Raw genomic sequence first — 20,435 nt, 5'->3', positions numbered from 1 at the left:
TGTGGAGTAGGTGTTATGACAGTTCGGATTGATGGTAAAGCCCTGGCCGATGAAATTGTTGAAAAAGTAGCGCTCGATGTTGCTGCTTTTAAAGGTGACCATAAAGTCACGCCTGGATTAGCTGTTGTGCTTGTGGGTGAAGATCCTGCAAGTGCCGTGTATGTAAGAAATAAAGTAAAGAGAGCCAATCAGGCTGGCTTGAATTCAACAGAACATTATTTGGCAAAGGATACCAGTCAAGAAGAACTGGATAGCTTAATTAGCCAGCTTAATAACGATGAAAGTGTGCATGGTATTTTGGTACAGCTGCCTCTACCAAAGCATCTAGATGAAAGCCATGTCATTGAAGCAATTTCGCCGGCTAAAGATGTCGACGGCTTCCATCCGCAAAATGTTGGTAACTTAGTGACAGGTCAAAAGTCGCTTATTCCATGTACACCTTTGGGTTGCATGATCATGCTAAACCGCGAGATAGATGATTTATCTGGTAAAAATGCTGTGGTAATTGGCCGTTCAAACATTGTCGGTAAACCTATGGCAAGTTTGCTTTTACAAGCTAACTGTACAGTGACGACAGTCCACTCTAAAACTCAAAATATTGAATCAATTTGTCGAAATGCTGACATACTGATTGCCGCAGTGGGCCAAGCTCTTCTTGTTAAAAAAGAATGGGTTAAGCCTGGTGCAGTGATTATTGATGTAGGGATAAATTCCGTTGAGGTAGAGGGTAAGAGACGTTTGTTAGGTGATGTTGATTACGATCAAGTCTCAAGCATAGCGGGAGCGATTACGCCTGTACCTGGTGGTGTCGGACCAATGACTATTGCATGTCTGATGCAAAATACTTTAACCGCAGCTCAGCACCAATTAGGTGTTTAAAAAGACTGATGTTAATTCGATTTTTTCTTTAACGAGGATTTTTTCATGCCTTTTTCCTTGCTGAAATATGGTTTAAAAAACGATTATCCATTTGAAAATGATGTGGATTTACCTGCACCAACAGATCTAAAAAAGCACTATGACGTTGTCATTATTGGTGGTGGTGGTCATGGTGTTGCAACCGCTTATTACCTTGCTAAGTACCACGGTATTACAAATATCGCGATTTTAGAAAAAGGATATCTAGGTGGTGGTAATACGGCACGTAATACGGCGGTTATTCGATCTAATTACTTAACCTCAGAAGGGGTGAAGTTTTATACAGAGTCAGTTGATTTATTTAAACAGCTATCGAATGAATTTGATTTTAATATCATGTATTCATCTCGTGGCCAGTTAACACTTGCTCATACCGATGCTGCAGTAAGATCTTTTAGACAGCGTACTGAAGTTAATACACATTTCGGTGGTAAAACTGAACTGATTGATCCGCAGCAAATCAAAGAACTTGTACCTACTCTGAATATGAATCCAGCAGATATGCCAGTCTTAGCAGGCTTATGGCATATCGATGGCGCCACGGCTCGCCATGATGCTGTTGCTTGGGGTTACGCAAAAGGTGCCACACAAAGAGGCGTGGAATTACACCAATTAACTGAAGTTGTTGATGTTATTACTGAGAATAACAAGGTTACTGGCGTTAAAACTAATCGTGGCACAGTGAACTGTGGTTGCGTTGTGCAAGCAGTAGCAGGACATAGTTCTATTGTTGCTGCAATGGCGGGCATTAAAATGCCAATTACCACTTACCCATTACAAGCTATGGTAACTCAACCTGTTAAACCATTCCTTGACCCCCTAGTTAGTTCCTCTGCATTGCACTGCTATGTTCAGCAAACTGGACGGGGTGAAATTGTTTTTGGTGGTGGCTCAGATCCTTATCCTCTTTATAACACTCGCTCTACCTTAGATTTGAAAGAAAGTTTGCTGGCTAGTGCGATTGAAATGTTCCCTTTCATGGCGAATTTGAAGCTTATGCGTCAATGGGCTGGTATCACAGACATGACATCAGACTACAGCCCAATTATGGGATTAAGTCCTGTTGATAATTATTACCTAGATGCTGGTTGGGGGACTTGGGGGTTCAAGTCAACACCTATTTGTGGCAAAACAATGGCAGAACTAGTCGCGAGCGGCGGCAAAGTACCTGATTTAATTAAGCCGTTTTCTATGGACAGGTTTGATGTGTTCCGCCAAGTAAATGAAATGGGTGCAACGGCTGCTAGCCATTAAGGGGTTATTATGAAAATTATGAATTGCCCACTAAACGGACCACGAAACATCAGTGAGTTTGTTTATGGTGGAGAGGTTAAACCCATGCCTGACATGGTGAATTGTTCAGATAAAGAGTGGGCCGAGTACGTTTTTTATTACGACAATACAATACGCATCGTACAAGAGTGGTGGTTTCATTCACCATCTGGATATTGGTTTATTGCGGAAAGACACACTGCAAGCGATGAGATATTGAAAACATACGATCCTTCTGAAATCTTCAATGAGAGAATTGATTTCGAGGTGAAGGCTAAGCCAGCTCAGGAGGTAGTATCATGAGAGGCTATAATAGATTACCAAATTCAGCGGGCCTATTTATTAACCCTGCTAAGCCTGTCAACTTCACCTTTGAAGGTAAAACCTATCAAGGCGTAGAAGGTGACACAATAGCCAGTGCTTTGATCGCTAATGATCAATGGCTAATGTCTCGTTCATTTAAATATCATCGACCTCGTGCTCCATTAACCATGGCGGGTCAAGATGCCAATACGCTAGTTCAGTTGGAAAATGAGCCAAATGTATTAGCTGATAGATCATGCATTGTTGATAATATGAATGTTTTGGGGCAGAACTATAATGGCTCCCTAGAGCATGATAAGGATGACAAATTAGGATACGCAGGTCGCTTTATGCCTGTGGGTTTCTATTACCGTGCTTTTTATAAGCCAAAAGGTGTTTGGGATAAATGGGAACCCTTTATCCGTAAAAAAGCGGGTTTAGGTTATGCTGATTTAAGTTTTACGCCTACTTATCATGATAAAGCGTATCTGTTTTGTGATCTTGCTGTAATAGGCGCTGGCCCTGCTGGATTGGCTGCTGCATTAAAAGCGGCTGATGCAGGAGCAAATGTATTACTTATTGATGAGAACCCTATTATTGGTGGTGCTCTGACTTATCACAGATTTGATATAGCGGGTAAAAAAGCGCAAAGCCTAAGAGAAGAGCTAACAGAAAAAGTTCTTAATCATGTAAATATTCAAACGCTAACAAGTGCAACGTGTAATGCTTGGTTTGCTGACAATTACTTGCCAGTTATTCAAGGCAATCGCATGTATAAAGTGCGAGCTAAGCAATGTGTTATTGCTTCTGGCGCATTTGAACAGCATGTCGTATTCAGAAATAATGATGTACCTGGTGTTGTGATGTCTAGCGCAGCAATGAGACTGATGTCTCAATATGCTGTTAAGCCTGGTAATAAAGCCGTTGTGTTAACAGGTAATGATGATGGCTACTATTGTGCTCTAGAACTTGCTAAGAATGGTGTAGAGGTCGCGCTAATTCTTGATATGCGAAAAGAAGGTGCTTCACCAGAATTACAAAGTGCTGTTGCAAGTATTGGTCTGGAAGTACGTCTAAATTCGACTGTCTATGAAGCGCTTCCTAGCTCCGATAAAAAGCATTTGTCAGGTGTGATGGTTCATGACATTAATGGTAAAGGTAGTGTGTCGCAAAAGGGTGTAAAAGTAGACTGCGACTTATTATGTATGTCGTCTGGCTATATGCCTGTTTACCAACTTTTATGTCAAGCTGGCGCCAAGCTAAGCTATAACGATGATTCAGCGTTATTCTCGTTAACAAACTTACCAGATAACTGCCAAATTGCTGGGTCTGTGAATGGATTACATGATCTTGATGCGGTAGTCAGAGATGGTGAGCTTGCTGCTCATTATAGTTTGTTGTCGTTAGGTTTAGAAACAACAGAGCCACAACCGATTAATTGCAACGTTAAAACAAATTTCGAATGGCCGATTTTCAAACATCCAAAGGGGAAAGACTTTGTTGATTTTGACGAAGACCTTCAAGCCAAGGATATTGTTAACGCTACACGATTAGGCTACAGAGATATTCAGTTAGTTAAGCGTTTTTCAACAGTTGGTATGGGACCGTCTCAAGGTAGACACTCAGCACTACCAACAGCACGCTTGGTTGCTGATGCAACGAATAGAACCGTTACCGAAACAGGTGTTACAACTGCAAGGCCGCCATTTGTGCCTGAAAAACTTGCGAATATTGCTGGTCGAATTTTTAACCCGCATAAATATACGCCTATGCATAAGCGTCACCTAGAGCTTGGTGCTCATATGATACCTGCTGGTGTGTGGCGTAGACCTGCTTACTATGGTTCTCCTGCTGAACGTGATGACGTTATTCAACGTGAATCAGTGATGGTGCGTAATGCTGTTGGCATGATAGATGTGAGTACCTTAGGTGGCTTAGAGGTTAGAGGTCCTGATGCGGCTGAGTTTGTAAACAGAATATATACCTTTGCCTTCTTGAAACAGCCTGTAGGTAAGACGCGTTATGCTGTCTTAACTAATGAGCAAGGTGTTGTGATTGATGATGGTGTTGCCTGCCGTATAGAAGATGATCATTATTATATTACCGCGACAACGAGTGGCGTTGATGCTGTTTATCGCGAGATGACAAAATGGAATGCTCAATGGCGCCTAGATGTTGATATCGCAAATGTGACTTCTGCATTCTCTGCTGTGAACGTGGCCGGTCCATTGTCTAGGAAAGTACTTGAAAAAGTCTGTTCAGATGTTGATCTTTCAAACGAAGCATTCCCTTATCTTGGTTATCGTGAAGGTACGATTCAGGGTGTGCCAGTTAGACTATTAAGAGTGGGTTTTGTGGGTGAGCTTGGCTATGAGATTCATATGCCTAGTTTATTTGGTGAAACACTTTGGGATCTCTTAATGGAAGCAGGTAAAGAGTTTAATATGAAGCCTTTTGGGGTTGAGACTCAGCGTCTTTTGAGGTTGGAAAAAGGTCATATTATCGTTAGCCAAGATACAGATGGTATGTCTCATCCAGGCGAGTTATCACTTGATTGGGCGATTAGTCGTAAAAAACCATTCTTTATAGGTAACCGTTCTGTCGATATCGTTATGGCACGAGAGCAAACTCGTAAACTGGTTGGCTTTAAATTAGATGCTAAATCAAGTTGCCCGAAAGAAGGCCACATTGTTTTGGCATCTAATTCACAACTTGATTGCGCAATTACAGGCAATGTAACTTCATCAGAATTTTCAACGACTATAAATGCGAATATCGGCATGGCATTTGTTGGCATTAATCAGCAAGAGGTTGGTTCTAAGTTTCCGATACGTGTTGATAATGGCGAGCTTGTTATGGCTGAGGTTGTGCCTTTACCTTTTTATGATGTTGATAATGCCCGTCAGGAGGTGCTGTAATGAATTTCTATAACCTAAGTTCGGCTGTAGAGCTTCGTCGTAGTCAATTGGTTGTTGGCTCACCTGAATTAATAAATTCAAACATCAGTATGCATGATCATACCTTATTCTCGAGAGTGGGCTTTAGAGGGAAGGGCGTAGAGTCCTTTCTGAGAGAGCAAGGTATCAATGTACCTGCTGTTCCTAACCAATCAGTTGTCACTGCTGCTGGAGTGCTTGTATTGCGCCTCAGCAACACAGAGTTTTGGGTTATTGATACTGATAAGTCGCAACATGAGTTCATTGAAGCGTTAGAGCTTGCATCAAAGGGTGTCGCTAATGTTTATCGTTTGTATTGTCAGCATAGTCACGGATGTTTTCTAGTGAGAGGTGAAAATACATCGAATATGTTTGCCAAAGTGTGTGGAGTTGATTTGAGTGAAAAGGCATTTGAGTGTGCAAGTATCGCTCAAACCTCTGTTGCCAGAGTTAATGCTATTATCGCTAAGCAACTTATTTCTGGTGAAGAAGGCTATTTAGTTCTATCTGATATAGCAGGCACTCAACACTTATGGAATGCGATTGCGGATGCAAGTGCAGAGTTTAATTAGCGCTAAAGAAACTAAGCTAATCGCTGGTTAAATTCAGAAAGTGGCTTAAACCCGTTTATCGCTTTTACAAAAGCCTGATTAAGTATTATTGATCAGGCTTTTTTTATTGCGTATCTAACTGCACTAAACATGAGATGGGATTACTTATGTTGATTATACACTTTCATATTAAATGTCAGTCTTATTTGCTGGTGTGTTCTCTGATGTCTGTAAAATCGATCTTATGAGATTTCATCAAAGCCACTATTTCCTTTGCTTTATCTCTTTTTGAATTTATTAAGTCGACCGATTCAACAAAAATTGACTTAAGTTTATCAATCGCAGCTTGGGTGTAATGTTCGGCGATAAATTTAATGAGTTTATTTTGATCGTCCCTTGAAAGCTTACTCACATCAAAGAGAACGGTTTGAGCGATAAGTCGCAGAGGTTGTGTTTTCAAATGAGGGTCAGAATAAGAGTTATCAGTTTTGGATTTATTACCGGCTTTATCAAGTAGCTTTATGAAAAGTGTGTAATTACCATAATTATCAATAGATTTTGATAAGTGCAACACTGTGGACTCGTAAGAATGTAATCGTAATACGCTTTCAAAAAGGTGTATTAAATTTGAATGGTTCAATGATCTAGCCCTTTCACTTTTGGTGAGAATTCCATTAATTGTTACATTATTAAATAGCTGCTTTGATGAATTAAGTTATTTCAAAGAGCATTAACTGGATTATCCTTAAGCAATAAGTCGTCTATCCATAAAACAAAATACTTACTGAAGTAGTTAAGTGCGTGCAGAAGAGGCGATTTGAAGCCTCTCACACTATTTTAATAGAGTTTTAATAAAATGCCATCAAGTTGAGCTTGTTTAGCGAAAAAGAGCTTTAAGAGGCTTTTGCTGCACGAAAATTTCACAATCTATCGATTTCACACGCTAAATATATGCCCTATGTTAAAATTCTATTGCTTACAGGTCAAACTAAAATATACAAATCAATGAGTTAGTTGTTACTAACATGATATGGCTTGATATCTAGGAATGGACTATAACTAATATATCTGTATCAGATTGTCGGGGTACTTGTATGTCAAAAGTTGTTCAATTTCCTCCTGTAGAAAATCATGGTTGGCACTGTTTTAGTCAAAGCCTCTGTATTGTTCTTGCAAAGCAAAACTTTTCAAATGAATTTCAGGTGTTAATGCTAAAGCGAATGGAGGTGGCATTTAAAGAACTAGATTTTAGTTACAGCATGAATTTAAATTTGCCTACTGAACATATTGAGCAAGTAACCAAACAGATGAGTGTTCTCACTAAGCTCCTTCAGCAGAGAACTACAAAGCTATTATTAAGTCGCTTAGAGATAGAAATTGAATTAGCAAAGAGTCAAGGTTATCACTAGTTTAAACCGGTTATAGCCTTGTCTGAGGGGCTTTGAGTCAACCAAGGGCTCTTTTGTTTGTATGAGCCATTAAACTAACTTACCTATAATTTAGTGACTAATGTTCGGGTGTGATTTACATGACCGCACAAAATGACTTTTGAATCTTTAAAATATTTTATCGATACATGGGAAGATAAATAGGTTATGTTTCATTTAAAAGTTTTATCACCTTACTTTTCGGGTGAAGGTCTATTTCTAAAGGAAAAAAAACTGAAATGATACTGCGATTGTTCATTTATTTGATACAACTTGAAAAGCAGTGAAATAAAAATGAGACAGTTAACAGGTGCTTAAGATATCAAGGTGAAGAGCGTTTGTAGCACTAAAGTAGAGTAGTGTCATATGCAAAATTACTTTATAAATTTGCATATGAAATTAACTGCATTTATAAACCGTCAAAATATAGAGTAATGAAACTCTATGAATTGTATTTCAGTTTATACGTTTGCATAAGTAGAGGAGATGCTGTATATAATTCAAACAAAAATGCTAAGTAACTGAATAAACTTACAAATATTAGTAAGGATAATGAGAAAATATTACACTTGTTTGGTGTAATAACTAAAGTTTTACAGTAAAATATTGTAAATTGAAATGGAATTTCTAGTTACAACTTATGCAGGAACCTCGAATGACTCAAGCTATTCAAGAGCAAATAATTTTCGGCAAGGATGTCGAGTTGATTACAATCACTGGCCTTGATGGTGTTATAACCTATACAAATGACGCTTACCATAAAGATCTTGGCTATCAATCTAATGATTTAGTTGGCATTAAAGCGGCAGAGTTAGACCATTTAGATATGCCAAAATCGGCGGCTTCAAATTTTAAAAGTAAAAAAAAGCATAGAAAGAGCTGGACCGCAGCAGTAAAAAAGCAGCACCTTAATGATGGCTACTATTGGGTTAAAGAGGTAATAACACCTATTTATGAAAATGCTAGTGTTGTTGCTTACCAATCTGTCTGTACAGCGCTGACTAATATTGAACAAGATAATGCTGAAAGATTATATGCAGAGCTTAAAGAAAACTGTTCAATCCTTTATAGCTGGGAAAATTTCTATAAAAGATTTCTTACTTATGCTCTAGTTTCTGCTTCAATTTTTGCGTTGGGCTTATATGCCTCATTTCTATTTAGTTTGTTTTTTCTCATGCCTTTTATTATTTACTACTGTGAGCTTAAAAAATCTTCCACTCTTTTTGAGACGGTTACAGGTGATTTTGAGGATGTGACTCGCTGCATTTTCAATAAAAAAACTGTAAGTTTTCAAGAAGAATCAACAGATAGTAGTCGGCTGACAACTAGCGCTACTTGTTAGTGTTTTTGGTAAACCTATTTTGAGGTAGCTTAAAGCAACTTTAACTATAAGCATTTTTTTGACCGCCGATGAGATAATCTCATCGGCGGTTTTTTTGTTCTAAGTTGATAGAGTCTCTACGAATTTTGATTGTTAAATAGATCTAAATATAAGCTAAGTTGTTGCGTTCGATTTAGGTTGCGTATGTTTTTGATGTGCATCAATAGTTAGGATAATTGTAGTCGCTCTAATGTTAAGTTTTCACTCTCTCATAAGTTAAATTTTAACCAATGCAATGTTACAACTAATAACAGATCAAAGATTGCCTGCTCAGAAGTGCACAATATTTTGTAACTTTATTCATTTTTATGTTTTTTTTATTTAAGGTATTCTTTAATCTTATGATTCAAATGACGTTTTTGTGCAAATATATGCAAATGGGTTGACTTTTCTTGCACATTTCGAGTCTCATAGGGAAATTGAGTTAACTTTTAAAACTATAAGCACATGAATGTGGTTAAGTAGAATTCTACGAAAAACTACCTAAATGTGATGATTAAGGATGATCAGGTGACATTAGATTTGTCTATTAAAAACCGCTTTCACTCTAGCAATTACCAATTGATCGAAATGATAGGTCAAGGTGGTTTTGGTATGGTGTTCAAAGCAAGACAAATTAGTACTGATCAAATAGTCGCAATAAAATTTCTTACACTATCCTCTGAATTTGATAGTGAAAAAAAGCAGAGATACCTCGAACGTTTCCAACGAGAAACAGCTTTAAGTAGCCGCTTACAACATCCAAATATTGTCCGACTTTTAGATAAAGGCGTATGCGATGACGATTTGGTATATGCCGTATTCGAATATGTTGACGGTAAATCATTAAAAGAGCTTCTCTCTGAAAAAGGAGCGCTGCTTCCGGCGGATACTGCTAACTTGATGGGGCAAGTGTTGGATGCTTTATCTCATGCACATGAGCAAGGCGTTATCCACAGAGATTTAAAGCCTGCTAATATCATGTTGAGTAAGCTAGGTACCAAAGAACATATTAAAATTTTAGATTTTGGTATAGGTACATTAAGTAATGAAGTCCGACAGCATGATTATAAATCCATAACGCTTACCAACGAAACTTTGGGCACTCCTTCATATAGCGCTCCTGAACAACTTCGTGGTGAATCACCATCGGTTAAAAGTGATATTTATGTTTGGGGGTTAGTATTTATTGAATGTTTGACTGGTGAACCTGCAATAACAGGTAACAGTCTCGCTTCAATATTTCATAAGCAGTTAAGCCTTTCGAATGTCCCTATACCAACGGCTGTAGCTGGGCATCCAGTAGCTAACTTATTGAGACGAGTTCTTAACAAAAAAGTTAATGAAAGGGCAGGGGATGCTGGCCTTATCTATCATGACTTAAAACAGATTAATATAAATTCATTGGTTGGGGATTTGTCAGTAAAGCCGTTCTCAACTAAAAATGATTCTCTTAATGCAATTGAGAGATTTGATACAACTGATCTGGATGTTTCATCAAATCAACAAGGGGTTAGCGAAAACCTTTCAATCGGTTTTCAGGAAACGCAAATAAACTCTAGTTTAGACGTAAACACGAGTTTAATAGAAAAAAAGCAAATTTCTATTTTATGTGTAACTTTAGCTTTAAAGGAAATTAAGAGCTTGAATTCCGAGTTTCGTGAGTTAGAGCAACTTGATGAACTTCATAGGGATAGTAAATCTCAAGCTATAGATATTGCCATTCGTTATGGCGCATTCCATGCTGGAACCTTAGGAGATACATTATTGTTTTATTTTGGTTACCCATCTGTAAGCGATAATGATAGTCGATTGTGTGCTCGAGCAGCATTAGACATTACTAGTAATATAAAGCAACGTAACTCACTATTGAAAGTGGGTCAAAGTCTTGAAATAGAAGCTCGTATGGGGATGCATACAGGAATTGTTAGTCATTATTCTGATGCTATGCCAGAGGGTGGAGCAATTAATGTAGCTATGGAGTTGGCTAGGTTATCAAGAACGAACCAAGTCCTTTGTTCTCAAGCTAGTAAGCGATTGTTAGATGGATATATAGAATTTAAATATGCTTTAAATCATTCAGTCGGCATTAATAAAAATCTTGAAGTTATTCATCAGTTAATTGGAGAGCGTTTAAATGAAGCGTTTGGTTTTTTACGAGGTTCAAGATCTGCTCATGCTTTTGTTGGTAGGGAAGGTGAAATAACAGCTCTTAAAGCACTAATTGATAATAGACATGATGATTATAGATGTGCATTTATTTGTGGTGAAGCTGGTATAGGTAAGTCTAGGCTTATTTATGAAATAAGAAATTTAGCAAATAAGCATCAGTTTTTAATAGGTCAATGTTTACCAGAGCATAAATATAGTGGACTTTATCCAATCCTAAGTATTATAAAAAATAAGTATAACTACTTAGAGACTGATGAGGATTTAGAGAGAAGTAACTTTGTTAGTAATATTAAAGAAGTATTAGCGCAATTCTCAGATATAAATGAAAGTGCTGCAATACCTCTTATTTTGACTTGGTTAAATATTTCAATACCTGACAACATGAAGGTTGTCTTGTTGCCCATTGAAATACAAAGGGAATTGTTGTTTTCATCTTTGTCTTATCTTTTGTTTTATGATTACTTTGAAAATAATAGTGAAATCCTATTTGTTATGGAGGATTTACATTGGGTAGATCCAACTACTATTGAATTTTTGTCATACCTTTCAAACTCTTCAATTTTAAAAGTAAGGAAGCCACTTTTAATCTTAACATCGAGAAAAAGTAAATCGAAAAAATTATCAAATCTTATTTCTCAAAATATGCATCTAACAGGACTTGATTATGAAAAGAGCAAAAGTTTCATATCTAAATTGTTTGGAAGGAAGCATATTTCTAATAGTGTTCTTACAGAAGTAATAAAGAGAGCGGATGGTATTCCTTTATTTATTGAAGAACTTGTTAGTATGATGTTAGATAAAAAGTTAGTTCATCATTTTAATGGTGTCGTAGACTTTGTATCCAAAGAGTCAGCTGAATTTATTCCAGATTCATTATTAGAGTCTTTGCAACAAAAAATTGATAGTCTTGTTTTTTCAAAGGAAACAGCTCAACTTTCAGCTGTAATAGGCCGTGAATTTGATTATAACGTTTTAATAGAGTCTTCGGGCTTTTCAAATGAGAAAATTCAAAAAGATCTTAGAGAATTATTTGAAAAAGATTTGATTTACAAACAAAGGAAAATGGATGGGGATGTTTATATTTTCAAGCATGCTTTAGTAAGAGATGCTGCATATGAAGGTATAAGTTCGAGTACAAAAATATGCTTTCATAATGCTATAGGTGAAAGTATAGAGAAAATAAATAGTGATCTTAATTTTGAGTTATATGAAACGCTATCTTATCATTATGAGAAAAGTAATAATTATTCAAAATCAGCTATAAACTCAATGAAGTCTGCAGAATCTTCATTAACTAAAGGTTTGTATGAGGCCGCTCTTGTATATTCAAAAAAGGCTAATGAGTCTTATAAAAAATGTGAAAGTGATTTTGAAAATAAATTAATTAATAATCAAATTATGACAACTTCAACAATGATGTTGTATGGTTGGGCTGGGGATGAAGTTCAAAAATTAATTAATGAGTCTCAAATTCTTCTTAGTAAAATAGATAATGTAAATTCCAATAGCTTGAAGTTGAATACGTACTGGGCATTAGCAACATATAATAATGTGAAAGGAAAACATAGTGAAGTTTATCGTATAATAGAAGATGCTCTTAATATAGATATATTAAACAAAGATGTTTTTTCTGCGTTATATGCATTGAGGGCTCACTCTTTATGGTGTCAGGGGTTGATGGATAAAGCTCTTGAAAATGTAAATTTATCTTTAAAATTTTATGATGAAAGTGGTTCCTTAGATCACTTTGTTAAATTTGGGCATGATACAAAGGTATTTTCACTATCTATGAAAGCACTAATTCATGCAACTCAAGGTGAGAAGTCTAAAGCTAAACTATGTATTGAATCATCATTTCTACATAATAAAAAAATAAATAGTCCACATAGTTATTGTATGGCAAAAGTTTATTGGTGTGCTTGCTTATATCTCATGGATGATATTGATGAGATGAGTAGTCTAATACCTGAAATAAAAAGTATTATTTATGAAAATAAATTGGTTAATTGGGAAGGTATAACAAATATATTTAATTCATTGCTTACGCTTGATATTGAGTCAGCTGAAAATAATTTTAACTTGTTAATAGGGATTGGAGCGACACAAATGCAAGGGTTCTGGAATTTAATTATTTCAGAAGCAGAATTTAAAAAGGGAAAAGTTTCAGGGTCTATTGATAGGCTTGATAAATCTATAAGTCAGTCAATAGAGAATGGAGATCATCTTTTTGTTAATTTACAAAAAGATTTAATAAATAAAATTAATAAAGGAATTTAAAAGGAATTCATATGAATTATGACAATCAAAACTCAAATGGAAATATGCCTGTCGGTGATGAGCCAGTACTACCTGCAATTAACTTGATATATGACTGGAGAACAACTTGGTTAAGAGCTATGTCTGTAGCTTGGTCAGATGCAGAGTTTAAGAAGTTGCTTTTAAAAGATGCTAAGCAAGCTTTTTCTTTGCTGGGATACTCTGGACAATCAAAAGTTGGTGAAAATGGTGCAATGAGTATATGGGATTTGCTAGACATAACTGTTGTTGAGTCTAATTTTGAACCAACAAAAGTAGAAATTGAGATTCCTGCAAATGATAATACTTATTCACCAGTTACTCAGGAAGTTTCTGTCAAAGTTGGTAGTGAGAATTTAACGGTAAAACGTTATGAAGAAAACGGTTGGAATAAATCTGTTAAAAATGGTGATCTGAAAATGTACTTGGTACTTCAGCTACCACCAGCGCCACGCACTGAAATTAGAGATCTTGCACTCACGGATTATGAAGCTGCAGGAAAAATCTATCCATTTACTGGGACTTAACTCTAAAACTAGGTTGTTATATGTTTAAAGTAACTGATGCTGACAGGCATGTTTGGGAATCTGAGCTAGATTGGCAAAATTATTTACCAGCTGAAATATATTCAGAATTTCCAATAAGGTTTGTTGCTGATACTTATGAAAAAATGGGAATGCGTGCTGAAAAGTATGGTGCTTTTGCTGCTATTAAGTTGCCGCCCGAAATTTTTATAGGTACCTATAAAATATTGAACCACTGGGGGGATAAAGAGGCTCTTGCTGCTAGTTTTAAAAGTAGAGTGAACCAACTATATAGTGCGACTAATTCATCTGAACAGCATGCTTCAATGGATGCTGCAGGAGTTGAGACGGCAGCTATATTTCCGAGTTTTGCAATGTATATTGTTAACCATCGGGATTTGCCAGCACATGTTTCTTTATCTTACGCATATGCATATAACACTTGGTTAAAGGAGTATTGTTCTTATAACCCAGAAAGGTTAAAAGCGGTTGGAATTATAAGCCGTCATTTACCAAGTAATATGGTATTACAATTAGAAAAAGTAATTGAAAACGGCTGGACTTCAATAACGTTGAGACCTGAGGTAATTTGTGGTCGAGCATTAGGGCATGAAGATTATAATGATTTTTGGGCCGCCTGTGAAAAGCATAATATTGCTGTAGCTTTTCATGGAGGAACAAATCTTCATGCTCCAACAGCGGGAACAGATAGGTTTATCTCTCGTTTCGCTATGCATGCTTGTTCACATCCAATGGAAGCTCAAATGGCATTTGTATCCTTGCTGGAATCAGGTGTATTAGAACGGCATCCAAGATTGAAATTTGCCTTCTTAGAAGCTGGTGCTTCTTGGGTTCCTCATTGGTTATGGCGTCTGGATAATATTTGTTATCCAGAATTCCCTACTTTAGTTGAAGCAAATATTAAGATGTTGCCGTCTGAATATTTTAAGCGTCAATGTTGGGTAGGGATTGAAATTGGTGAGCCGTGCTTAAGAGATGTTATTGATGTAATTGGTCATGACAAACTTTTGTATGGTAGTGACTTTCCTCACCCTGATCATTTGCAATTTACAACTGAAGACATCGCTCAACAATTAGGCGAGCTGACTGAGGTTGAGTTGCAAGGAGTGTTAGAGCAAAACGCTAAAGATTTTTATGGCTTTGAAGACATAAAAAATGAAGCTGCTTTGTTGAAGCCAGAAGATCAATTGGCTGAGGTGAATTAGTCACATGAAAGAATCGTCTACTGTTTATCATTGGCATGGTCAATTTAATGTCTATGTATTGAAGAACAAAGATGTCTTGCTGCTGTCCTCTGGACAGCAGCTTTTATTGCCACAAGAGCAATTTCCTTTTGTTGATGAAATTGATGGGAAGAAAACGCTTGATGACATCTTGGCAACTAAGGCAAATTTGGATGAGAGGGCGTCACTGTTCTTATACCAAATAAACAAACTAGTTGAACTTAACGTAATTGATGAAAATGCTGGAAAAAATATATTTAAAAAGCCTTTGTTTGTTGGAGAACCAATAACAAGGCAGATAAAAACCTCAAAGTCTAATATATCGCTTAGCTCCTTAAGTCTATGTAAGGATGAAGTATTAAACCAAATTGAGCGGTGCCTAACTGATAGTCTCAAACAAAATTACGCTGCTAATAAAAATTTTCAGATAATAGTAGTTGATGATTTATTGGATAAGCGAATCAAGGGTTGTATTAAGGCTGAGCATTTTCTAGTGCTTAAAGTTGCTGGGGAAGCAATTAGTGTCACATCTGCATTTAATAAAAATGAGATCCCCTTATTCATTAAGTTGCAAGAGCAGCTTTTAGAAAATCAGCCTGTACGTAAAACTCTAGAACTATGTTATCCATCAGATAGTCACGCTTATCCCTTTGAGATCTTTGAGCAACTAAATAGCAAATCTATTGATGCACTTGAAAGCTTGTTAGAGGGACAATTTGTAGCGTTTAATGAATCTGGCGATAAATTGATGTCAATTTTTAGGCCTAATACTGAAGCATTCGAATCTCATGCTATTAATAATGCTTTAGATAACAATGTCGACTTTTCAAATCAGATTAATAGTCCTATTGAGCTAGAGTCATGCATTAGTCGATTTAATGTTGATGGTGGTTCGAGAAGCATCACTGCGACTCAAACAGTTGAAAAATTAATGCCGCTGGTTAGTCCCATTACAGGCATAATTAATCATCTTGAAGTGATAGGTGAAACACCAAATTCACCCATAAAAATATACCGTACTGGCTTTTTTAAAACTCAGAATAAATCTGAATTAACTGAGTTTGATCGTAATAGCTTTGTTCAGATTTGTCTTGGTAAAGGTGTAAGCCATGATCAATCTAAGGCAAGTGCATTATCTGAGGCGATTGAAAGATATGCTGCTCTATATCAATCTGATGTAGATCTTTTGAGTGTATGTGAATCTGAGTTGGTAGAAAAAGGTCTAAGAACTCAAAGCTTTCAATCATTAGTCCCATATAGTGCAGACCAATATCATAAGTTTAATCAACTAGGTCATCCAGACTCAAGGCTTAAGCAGGCTGCGAAACCATATAATAATGAAATGATACACTGGCTACCAACTTGGTCACTGACGCAATCTGAGAGAGTATATGTACCTCTTTCACAGTGCTTTAGTAATATTCCTTTTACAGATGATGAGTTCGGGCGCTGGCACTCAAATGGCTGTGCGGCTGGAAACACATTGGAAGAGGCTATTTTACAAGCGCTTTTTGAGTTGATAGAAAGAGATGCGACTGCTATTTGGTGGTACAACAAACTAATCTGTCCAGTATTTAACTTAGAGACTTTAGATCCTGAAAACTTATCTAAATTGGATAAATGCTTAAGCCCTGATAGTAACTCGGGTCATGATTATTGGGTATTAGACCTAACGTCTGACATAGGTATTCCTGTAATGGGGGCTTTTGGTAGAGATAAAAAGACTGGCGGTCTAGTGATGGGTTTTGGCTGTCACTTGATTCCTGAAATGGCTGCGCAAAGAGCTTTGACGGAACTCTGTCAGTTGATTCCTATTCGAGATCAAAATGCAGCACCATTTGATTTTGATTTGATAGAGGAGGGCGATTACCTAAGTGGCTCTAACGGTTTTAAAAATGAATCCTATGCAATTAAACCAAGTACAGATATCAAAGATGATATTTCGGCTATCATCACGCAATTAAAATACAAAGGCATGGAGGTGTTGGCTTTAAATTATAGTCGCGCTCATATTCCTTTGTTTACAGCGAAGGTATTTGTGCCTGGTTTGTGCCATATCTGGCCTCAATTAGCTAACGAGCGATTGTACCAAGCGCCAATAAATATGGGCCTTTTAGCGGTTTCGAACACAGAGCAATCAATTAATCAGCAAGCCTTATATATATAAATTTTACTTATAGGTTTGTTTAAAACTGTAATTATCTGTAATGGTGTCAGTGTATGGGCGTTGGTACAGTAAAATAACTTAAGGATGAGGGGAAAGGGTATGGCAATTCTAATTAACGGCAGTACAGGTGAGAAAGTCATCATACAGCCTCAACATATTTTTGGTCGTCATCCAACGACTGAAACAGAATTGATTCAACCTGAAGCGTCACGTACCCACGCTGTTGCGATTTGGGATGGTGAAGGTTGGGTGCTTCAAGATATGAGTACCAATGGTACTTTCATTAATGGCACTAAAATTGTTCGTGGTGAAAAGACGCGAATTAATTTGGATGACGAAATTCAATTTGGTGGTTTAGAAGTATCTTCCTGGTATGTTAAAAATCTAGAGCCACCTGCAAGTATGCTGTTACCTGTTACAAAAGGCTTGCCTATCATTTATCTGAATGGAATCAATGTGCTTCCATCTGAAGAGAACCCTGAAGTAGCTATATATCAGAATTCTCGTGGCATGTGGATGTGTGAGAATGATACTGGTCCTTACGAGCTTAAAATGGGTGATAAAGTAGGTAGCTACGATAAACAATGGAAGTTTGTTGATGGTGAAACCAGTATAGAAACTAGCTTTATGGCTGATAATATTGCTCTTGCGCCTAAAAAAATCGCCTTCAATTTCGATGTAAGTCAGAATGAAGAGCATGTCTCTATCAAGCTAATGCTTGATGATAAAGAGGTTGATTTAGGATTAAGAAATCACCACTACCTTGTTCTTATGCTTGCTCGTAAATTTAAAGAAGATCAGTCGTATGGCATGAGCCTATCTGAATGTGGTTGGTTGGATAAAGACCTATTATGTAAAATGTTAGGGCAAAATGAAAACCATATAAACATTCAAATCTATCGATTTAGAAAGCAATTCTTAGAAGCGTATCCGCTACCTGAGCAAATGCCTCAAGTAATCGAAAGAAGAACAGGTGAGATTCGTTTTTTCTCTACTGAGATTCAAATCATCGGCGGTATGAAGCTGCGTGAGCTTGATGAATATACAAATAAAAATGTTTTCTTAAATTAAAAAATTTAAGAATCAAATAAAAGCTTTGAGCATTATGCTTAAAGCTTTTTTTATGTCTTATTTATTGTCTGGATAAATAAACTCTTTAGTTTGAGCTTGTTTCTCGTCTGTATTGGAAAACTGTTTAATTAAAGTCTTGGCATCTATTTCTTCCTTGTTTGCTGTTTCTCCATGAAAAAGTGTCTGCAACGACATATAACTTGCTTTTACTGACTCTTCATATGCTTTGTGGCCATTTAAGCGAATACGAACACCTTGTTTAACTTGATCCTCTTGGCTGCCTAAATCTGGAGTACCATAGCTGATGAGCATTAGAGGTAGCTTTGTAGTATTGCTAACTTGTTCAAGCGTTTCTTTATCACTTATTCCAAAAATACAAATGCCATCAATGCCTGTTTCTGCATAAGCTTGTATTCTCGCTAACATGTCATGATTACTGCCTTCATTTAATGCATGTGTACGAGCAAAAATCATTAAGTTCTTGTCTTTTCTTGCCTTAACCGCCGCTTGTAGTTTGAGACAAGCTTCATTAGTGCTTATTTGACTTAACGCAGGCTCCTCAAAGCGACAAGGCAAAATGGTGTCTTCGATAGTGATTAATGATGCGCCTGCATATTCAAGTTCTTCAACGGTTCGCATAACATTAAGAGCATTACCATAGCCATTATCGCCATCCAGAATAACTGGCAGGGTTGATGCTTGGCAGACTCTTTTCGCGTGAGCAGATAACTCAGTTAGCGTTAGTAGATTAATATCAGGTGCGCCAAGTGAAATGAGTGAAGCAACCGAGCCACCTAAAATTCCGACTTTAAAGCCAATATCTTCAGCCATTCTTGCTGAAAGTGGATCAAAAACAGATGCGCACACCATGATCTCTTGCTTAGTTAGTTGAAGCTTTAATTTTTGTCTTGCGATTGTATGCATTAGGAAATTACCTAGAAGAAAAAGGAGGATAGGCTTATAAATAAACCTTATAGAGTAAATATAATAATTAAATTATCTTTTGGTGAGGTTGTAGACAAAAAAACGCCTACTTCTAAGTAGGCGTAATTGCTACAAAATTCGACGCACAGTAGCCAAGGGAAATAAAACTGGATAAACAGTTTTAGGTGAGGCTAGGTAAGCAGTCTTACCCAATGGAGCTCACCATTGATTGATAGAAACCTATAAATCAATAAAGTTAGCTTTACCTTGCGCTTCTGCTAAATCAGCAGCAGCTGAGGCAACAGCTAAATCTTGAAGACCAACACCTGTTCCATCGAACAAGGTAATTTCATCTTCAGAAGTACGGCCTCTGTGAGTGCCATTAATGACTTCACCAATTGGTGTGATATCACATATTTGAATCAATCCAGATTCAACAGCATGCTGAGCTTCACCTAGGGAGATAGATTGAGCAACTTCATCAGTAAATACCGTTGCTGCAGCTAATAGGTCAGCATCGACTTCCTGCTTACCTTTAGTATCTGTTCCCATGCAAGCAATGTGTGTACCCGGCTTAATCCAATCTTTTTGCATAAGTGATTCAAAAGCAGAGGTAATAGTGATGATTACGTCTGCCTGCGCACCAAGTTCTTCACGGCTTACCGCTTCAAAAGGTAGGCCTAGTTCAACACACACTTTCTCAAGATTAGGAAGCATGTCAGGATGGAAGTTCCAGGCAACGACTTTTTCAAAATCACGTTGCTCAACCGCTGCACGTAATTGGAAAGTAGATTGGTGGCCTGCACCAACCATACCCAACACTTTAGAATCTTTACGTGCTAGGTGAGCAATAGATACTGCAGAAGATGCTGCAGTACGAACAGCTGTTAAATAATTACCACCAACAAGAGACTTAATTTTACCTGTGTCTGGGTCAAACAAAATGACCGTTGATTGATGGTTAGTAATACCTTGTTGCGCATTACCAGGCCAATAACCACCTGCTTTAACGCCAAGTACCATGCCATCACGGTCGAAACCAGATTTAAAGCCATATAATGCATCGGCATGGCCGATAGCTTCACGTACCACAGGGAAATTGTAAGCTGAATTTTTTGCCATAGCAGCGAATACATTCTCGACAGCAGTAAATGCTTCGGGGCGGCCGACAACTGCTTGGCATGTTTCTTCTGAAACGATTGATACACCTTTATTTTCAGTGCTCATAGTGATTCTCCAAGTAATTTATAGAACTCGCTAGCAGGTAGGAT

The 20,435-nt window shown here is 37.2% G+C and carries 15 protein-coding genes; 12 read left to right on the top strand and 3 right to left on the bottom strand.

Annotation, left to right across the window (positions count from 1 at the left end):
- Nucleotides 1-15: 15 nt before the first annotated feature.
- From folD to Q0A08_RS04345, 5 genes are read left to right on the top strand one after another with little or no spacing between them, the layout of a single operon-like run.
- Nucleotides 16-879 (top strand): bifunctional methylenetetrahydrofolate dehydrogenase/methenyltetrahydrofolate cyclohydrolase FolD, encoded by an 864-nt coding sequence (gene folD, locus Q0A08_RS04365; RefSeq protein WP_438465147.1) that lies wholly within the window; start codon nt 16-18, stop codon nt 877-879.
- A gap of 45 nt (nt 880-924) precedes the next feature.
- Nucleotides 925-2,172: an FAD-dependent oxidoreductase gene (locus tag Q0A08_RS04360; protein ID WP_438465146.1), complete on the top strand. Its 1,248-nt coding sequence runs from the start codon at nt 925-927 to the stop codon at nt 2,170-2,172.
- 9 nt (nt 2,173-2,181) lie between these two features.
- On the top strand, nt 2,182-2,493 hold the full coding sequence (locus tag Q0A08_RS04355) for a sarcosine oxidase subunit delta (protein ID WP_438465145.1): 312 nt from the start codon (nt 2,182-2,184) through the stop codon (nt 2,491-2,493).
- The gene (locus Q0A08_RS04350; protein WP_438465143.1) at nt 2,490-5,411 is read left to right on the top strand and encodes a 2Fe-2S iron-sulfur cluster-binding protein; all 2,922 of its coding nucleotides are present in this window, start codon (nt 2,490-2,492) and stop codon (nt 5,409-5,411) included. The genes Q0A08_RS04355 and Q0A08_RS04350 overlap by 4 nt, the downstream gene beginning before the upstream one ends.
- Entirely contained in the window at nt 5,411-6,001 is a 591-nt protein-coding gene (locus tag Q0A08_RS04345) for a sarcosine oxidase subunit gamma (RefSeq protein ID WP_438465142.1), read from the top strand. The genes Q0A08_RS04350 and Q0A08_RS04345 overlap by 1 nt, the downstream gene beginning before the upstream one ends.
- Before the next feature lie 181 nt (nt 6,002-6,182).
- On the opposite strand, the gene Q0A08_RS04340 is transcribed toward Q0A08_RS04345, so the two are convergent.
- Nucleotides 6,183-6,554, bottom strand: coding sequence for a hypothetical protein (locus Q0A08_RS04340; protein ID WP_438465140.1), 372 nt, complete (start codon nt 6,552-6,554; stop codon nt 6,183-6,185).
- Between the two features lie 520 nt (nt 6,555-7,074).
- Here Q0A08_RS04340 and Q0A08_RS04335 point away from each other — a divergent pair.
- From Q0A08_RS04335 to Q0A08_RS04305, 7 genes are all read left to right on the top strand, one after another.
- Entirely contained in the window at nt 7,075-7,389 is a 315-nt protein-coding gene (locus Q0A08_RS04335) for a hypothetical protein (protein WP_438465138.1), read from the top strand.
- A 673-nt stretch (nt 7,390-8,062) separates the two neighbouring features.
- Nucleotides 8,063-8,749, top strand: coding sequence for a PAS domain-containing protein (locus tag Q0A08_RS04330; protein ID WP_438465137.1), 687 nt, complete (start codon nt 8,063-8,065; stop codon nt 8,747-8,749).
- Nucleotides 8,750-9,298: 549 nt separating this feature from the next.
- On the top strand, nt 9,299-13,216 hold the full coding sequence (locus tag Q0A08_RS04325) for a TOMM system kinase/cyclase fusion protein (protein WP_438465135.1): 3,918 nt from the start codon (nt 9,299-9,301) through the stop codon (nt 13,214-13,216).
- Nucleotides 13,217-13,227: 11 nt separating this feature from the next.
- A complete protein-coding gene (locus tag Q0A08_RS04320) occupies nt 13,228-13,761 on the top strand; it encodes a hypothetical protein (protein ID WP_438465134.1) in 534 nt (177 codons plus the stop codon).
- A gap of 20 nt (nt 13,762-13,781) precedes the next feature.
- Complete coding sequence (locus Q0A08_RS04315; protein ID WP_438465132.1) at nt 13,782-14,984, top strand: amidohydrolase family protein; 1,203 nt, start codon at nt 13,782-13,784, stop codon at nt 14,982-14,984.
- A 4-nt stretch (nt 14,985-14,988) separates the two neighbouring features.
- Nucleotides 14,989-17,169, top strand: a complete 2,181-nt coding sequence (locus tag Q0A08_RS04310; RefSeq protein WP_438465130.1) for a YcaO-like family protein — start codon at nt 14,989-14,991, stop codon at nt 17,167-17,169.
- Between the two features lie 99 nt (nt 17,170-17,268).
- Nucleotides 17,269-18,240, top strand: coding sequence for an FHA domain-containing protein (locus Q0A08_RS04305; RefSeq protein ID WP_438465128.1), 972 nt, complete (start codon nt 17,269-17,271; stop codon nt 18,238-18,240).
- Between the two features lie 57 nt (nt 18,241-18,297).
- Here Q0A08_RS04305 and Q0A08_RS04300 read toward each other — a convergent pair whose 3' ends face one another.
- The gene (locus Q0A08_RS04300; RefSeq protein ID WP_438465127.1) at nt 18,298-19,164 is read right to left on the bottom strand and encodes an isocitrate lyase/PEP mutase family protein; all 867 of its coding nucleotides are present in this window, start codon (nt 19,162-19,164) and stop codon (nt 18,298-18,300) included.
- A gap of 240 nt (nt 19,165-19,404) precedes the next feature.
- A complete protein-coding gene (bhcD, locus tag Q0A08_RS04295; protein WP_438465126.1) occupies nt 19,405-20,391 on the bottom strand; it encodes an iminosuccinate reductase BhcD in 987 nt (328 codons plus the stop codon).
- Between the last annotated feature and the right edge of the window lie 44 nt (nt 20,392-20,435).

Origin of the sequence: Marinomonas sp. PE14-40 (assembly GCF_051623805.1) — a bacterium.
GTDB lineage: Bacteria > Pseudomonadota > Gammaproteobacteria > Pseudomonadales > Marinomonadaceae > Marinomonas.
The sequence above is the reverse complement of the archived record's forward strand: the minus strand, read 5'-3'. Positions and strand labels throughout refer to the sequence as shown.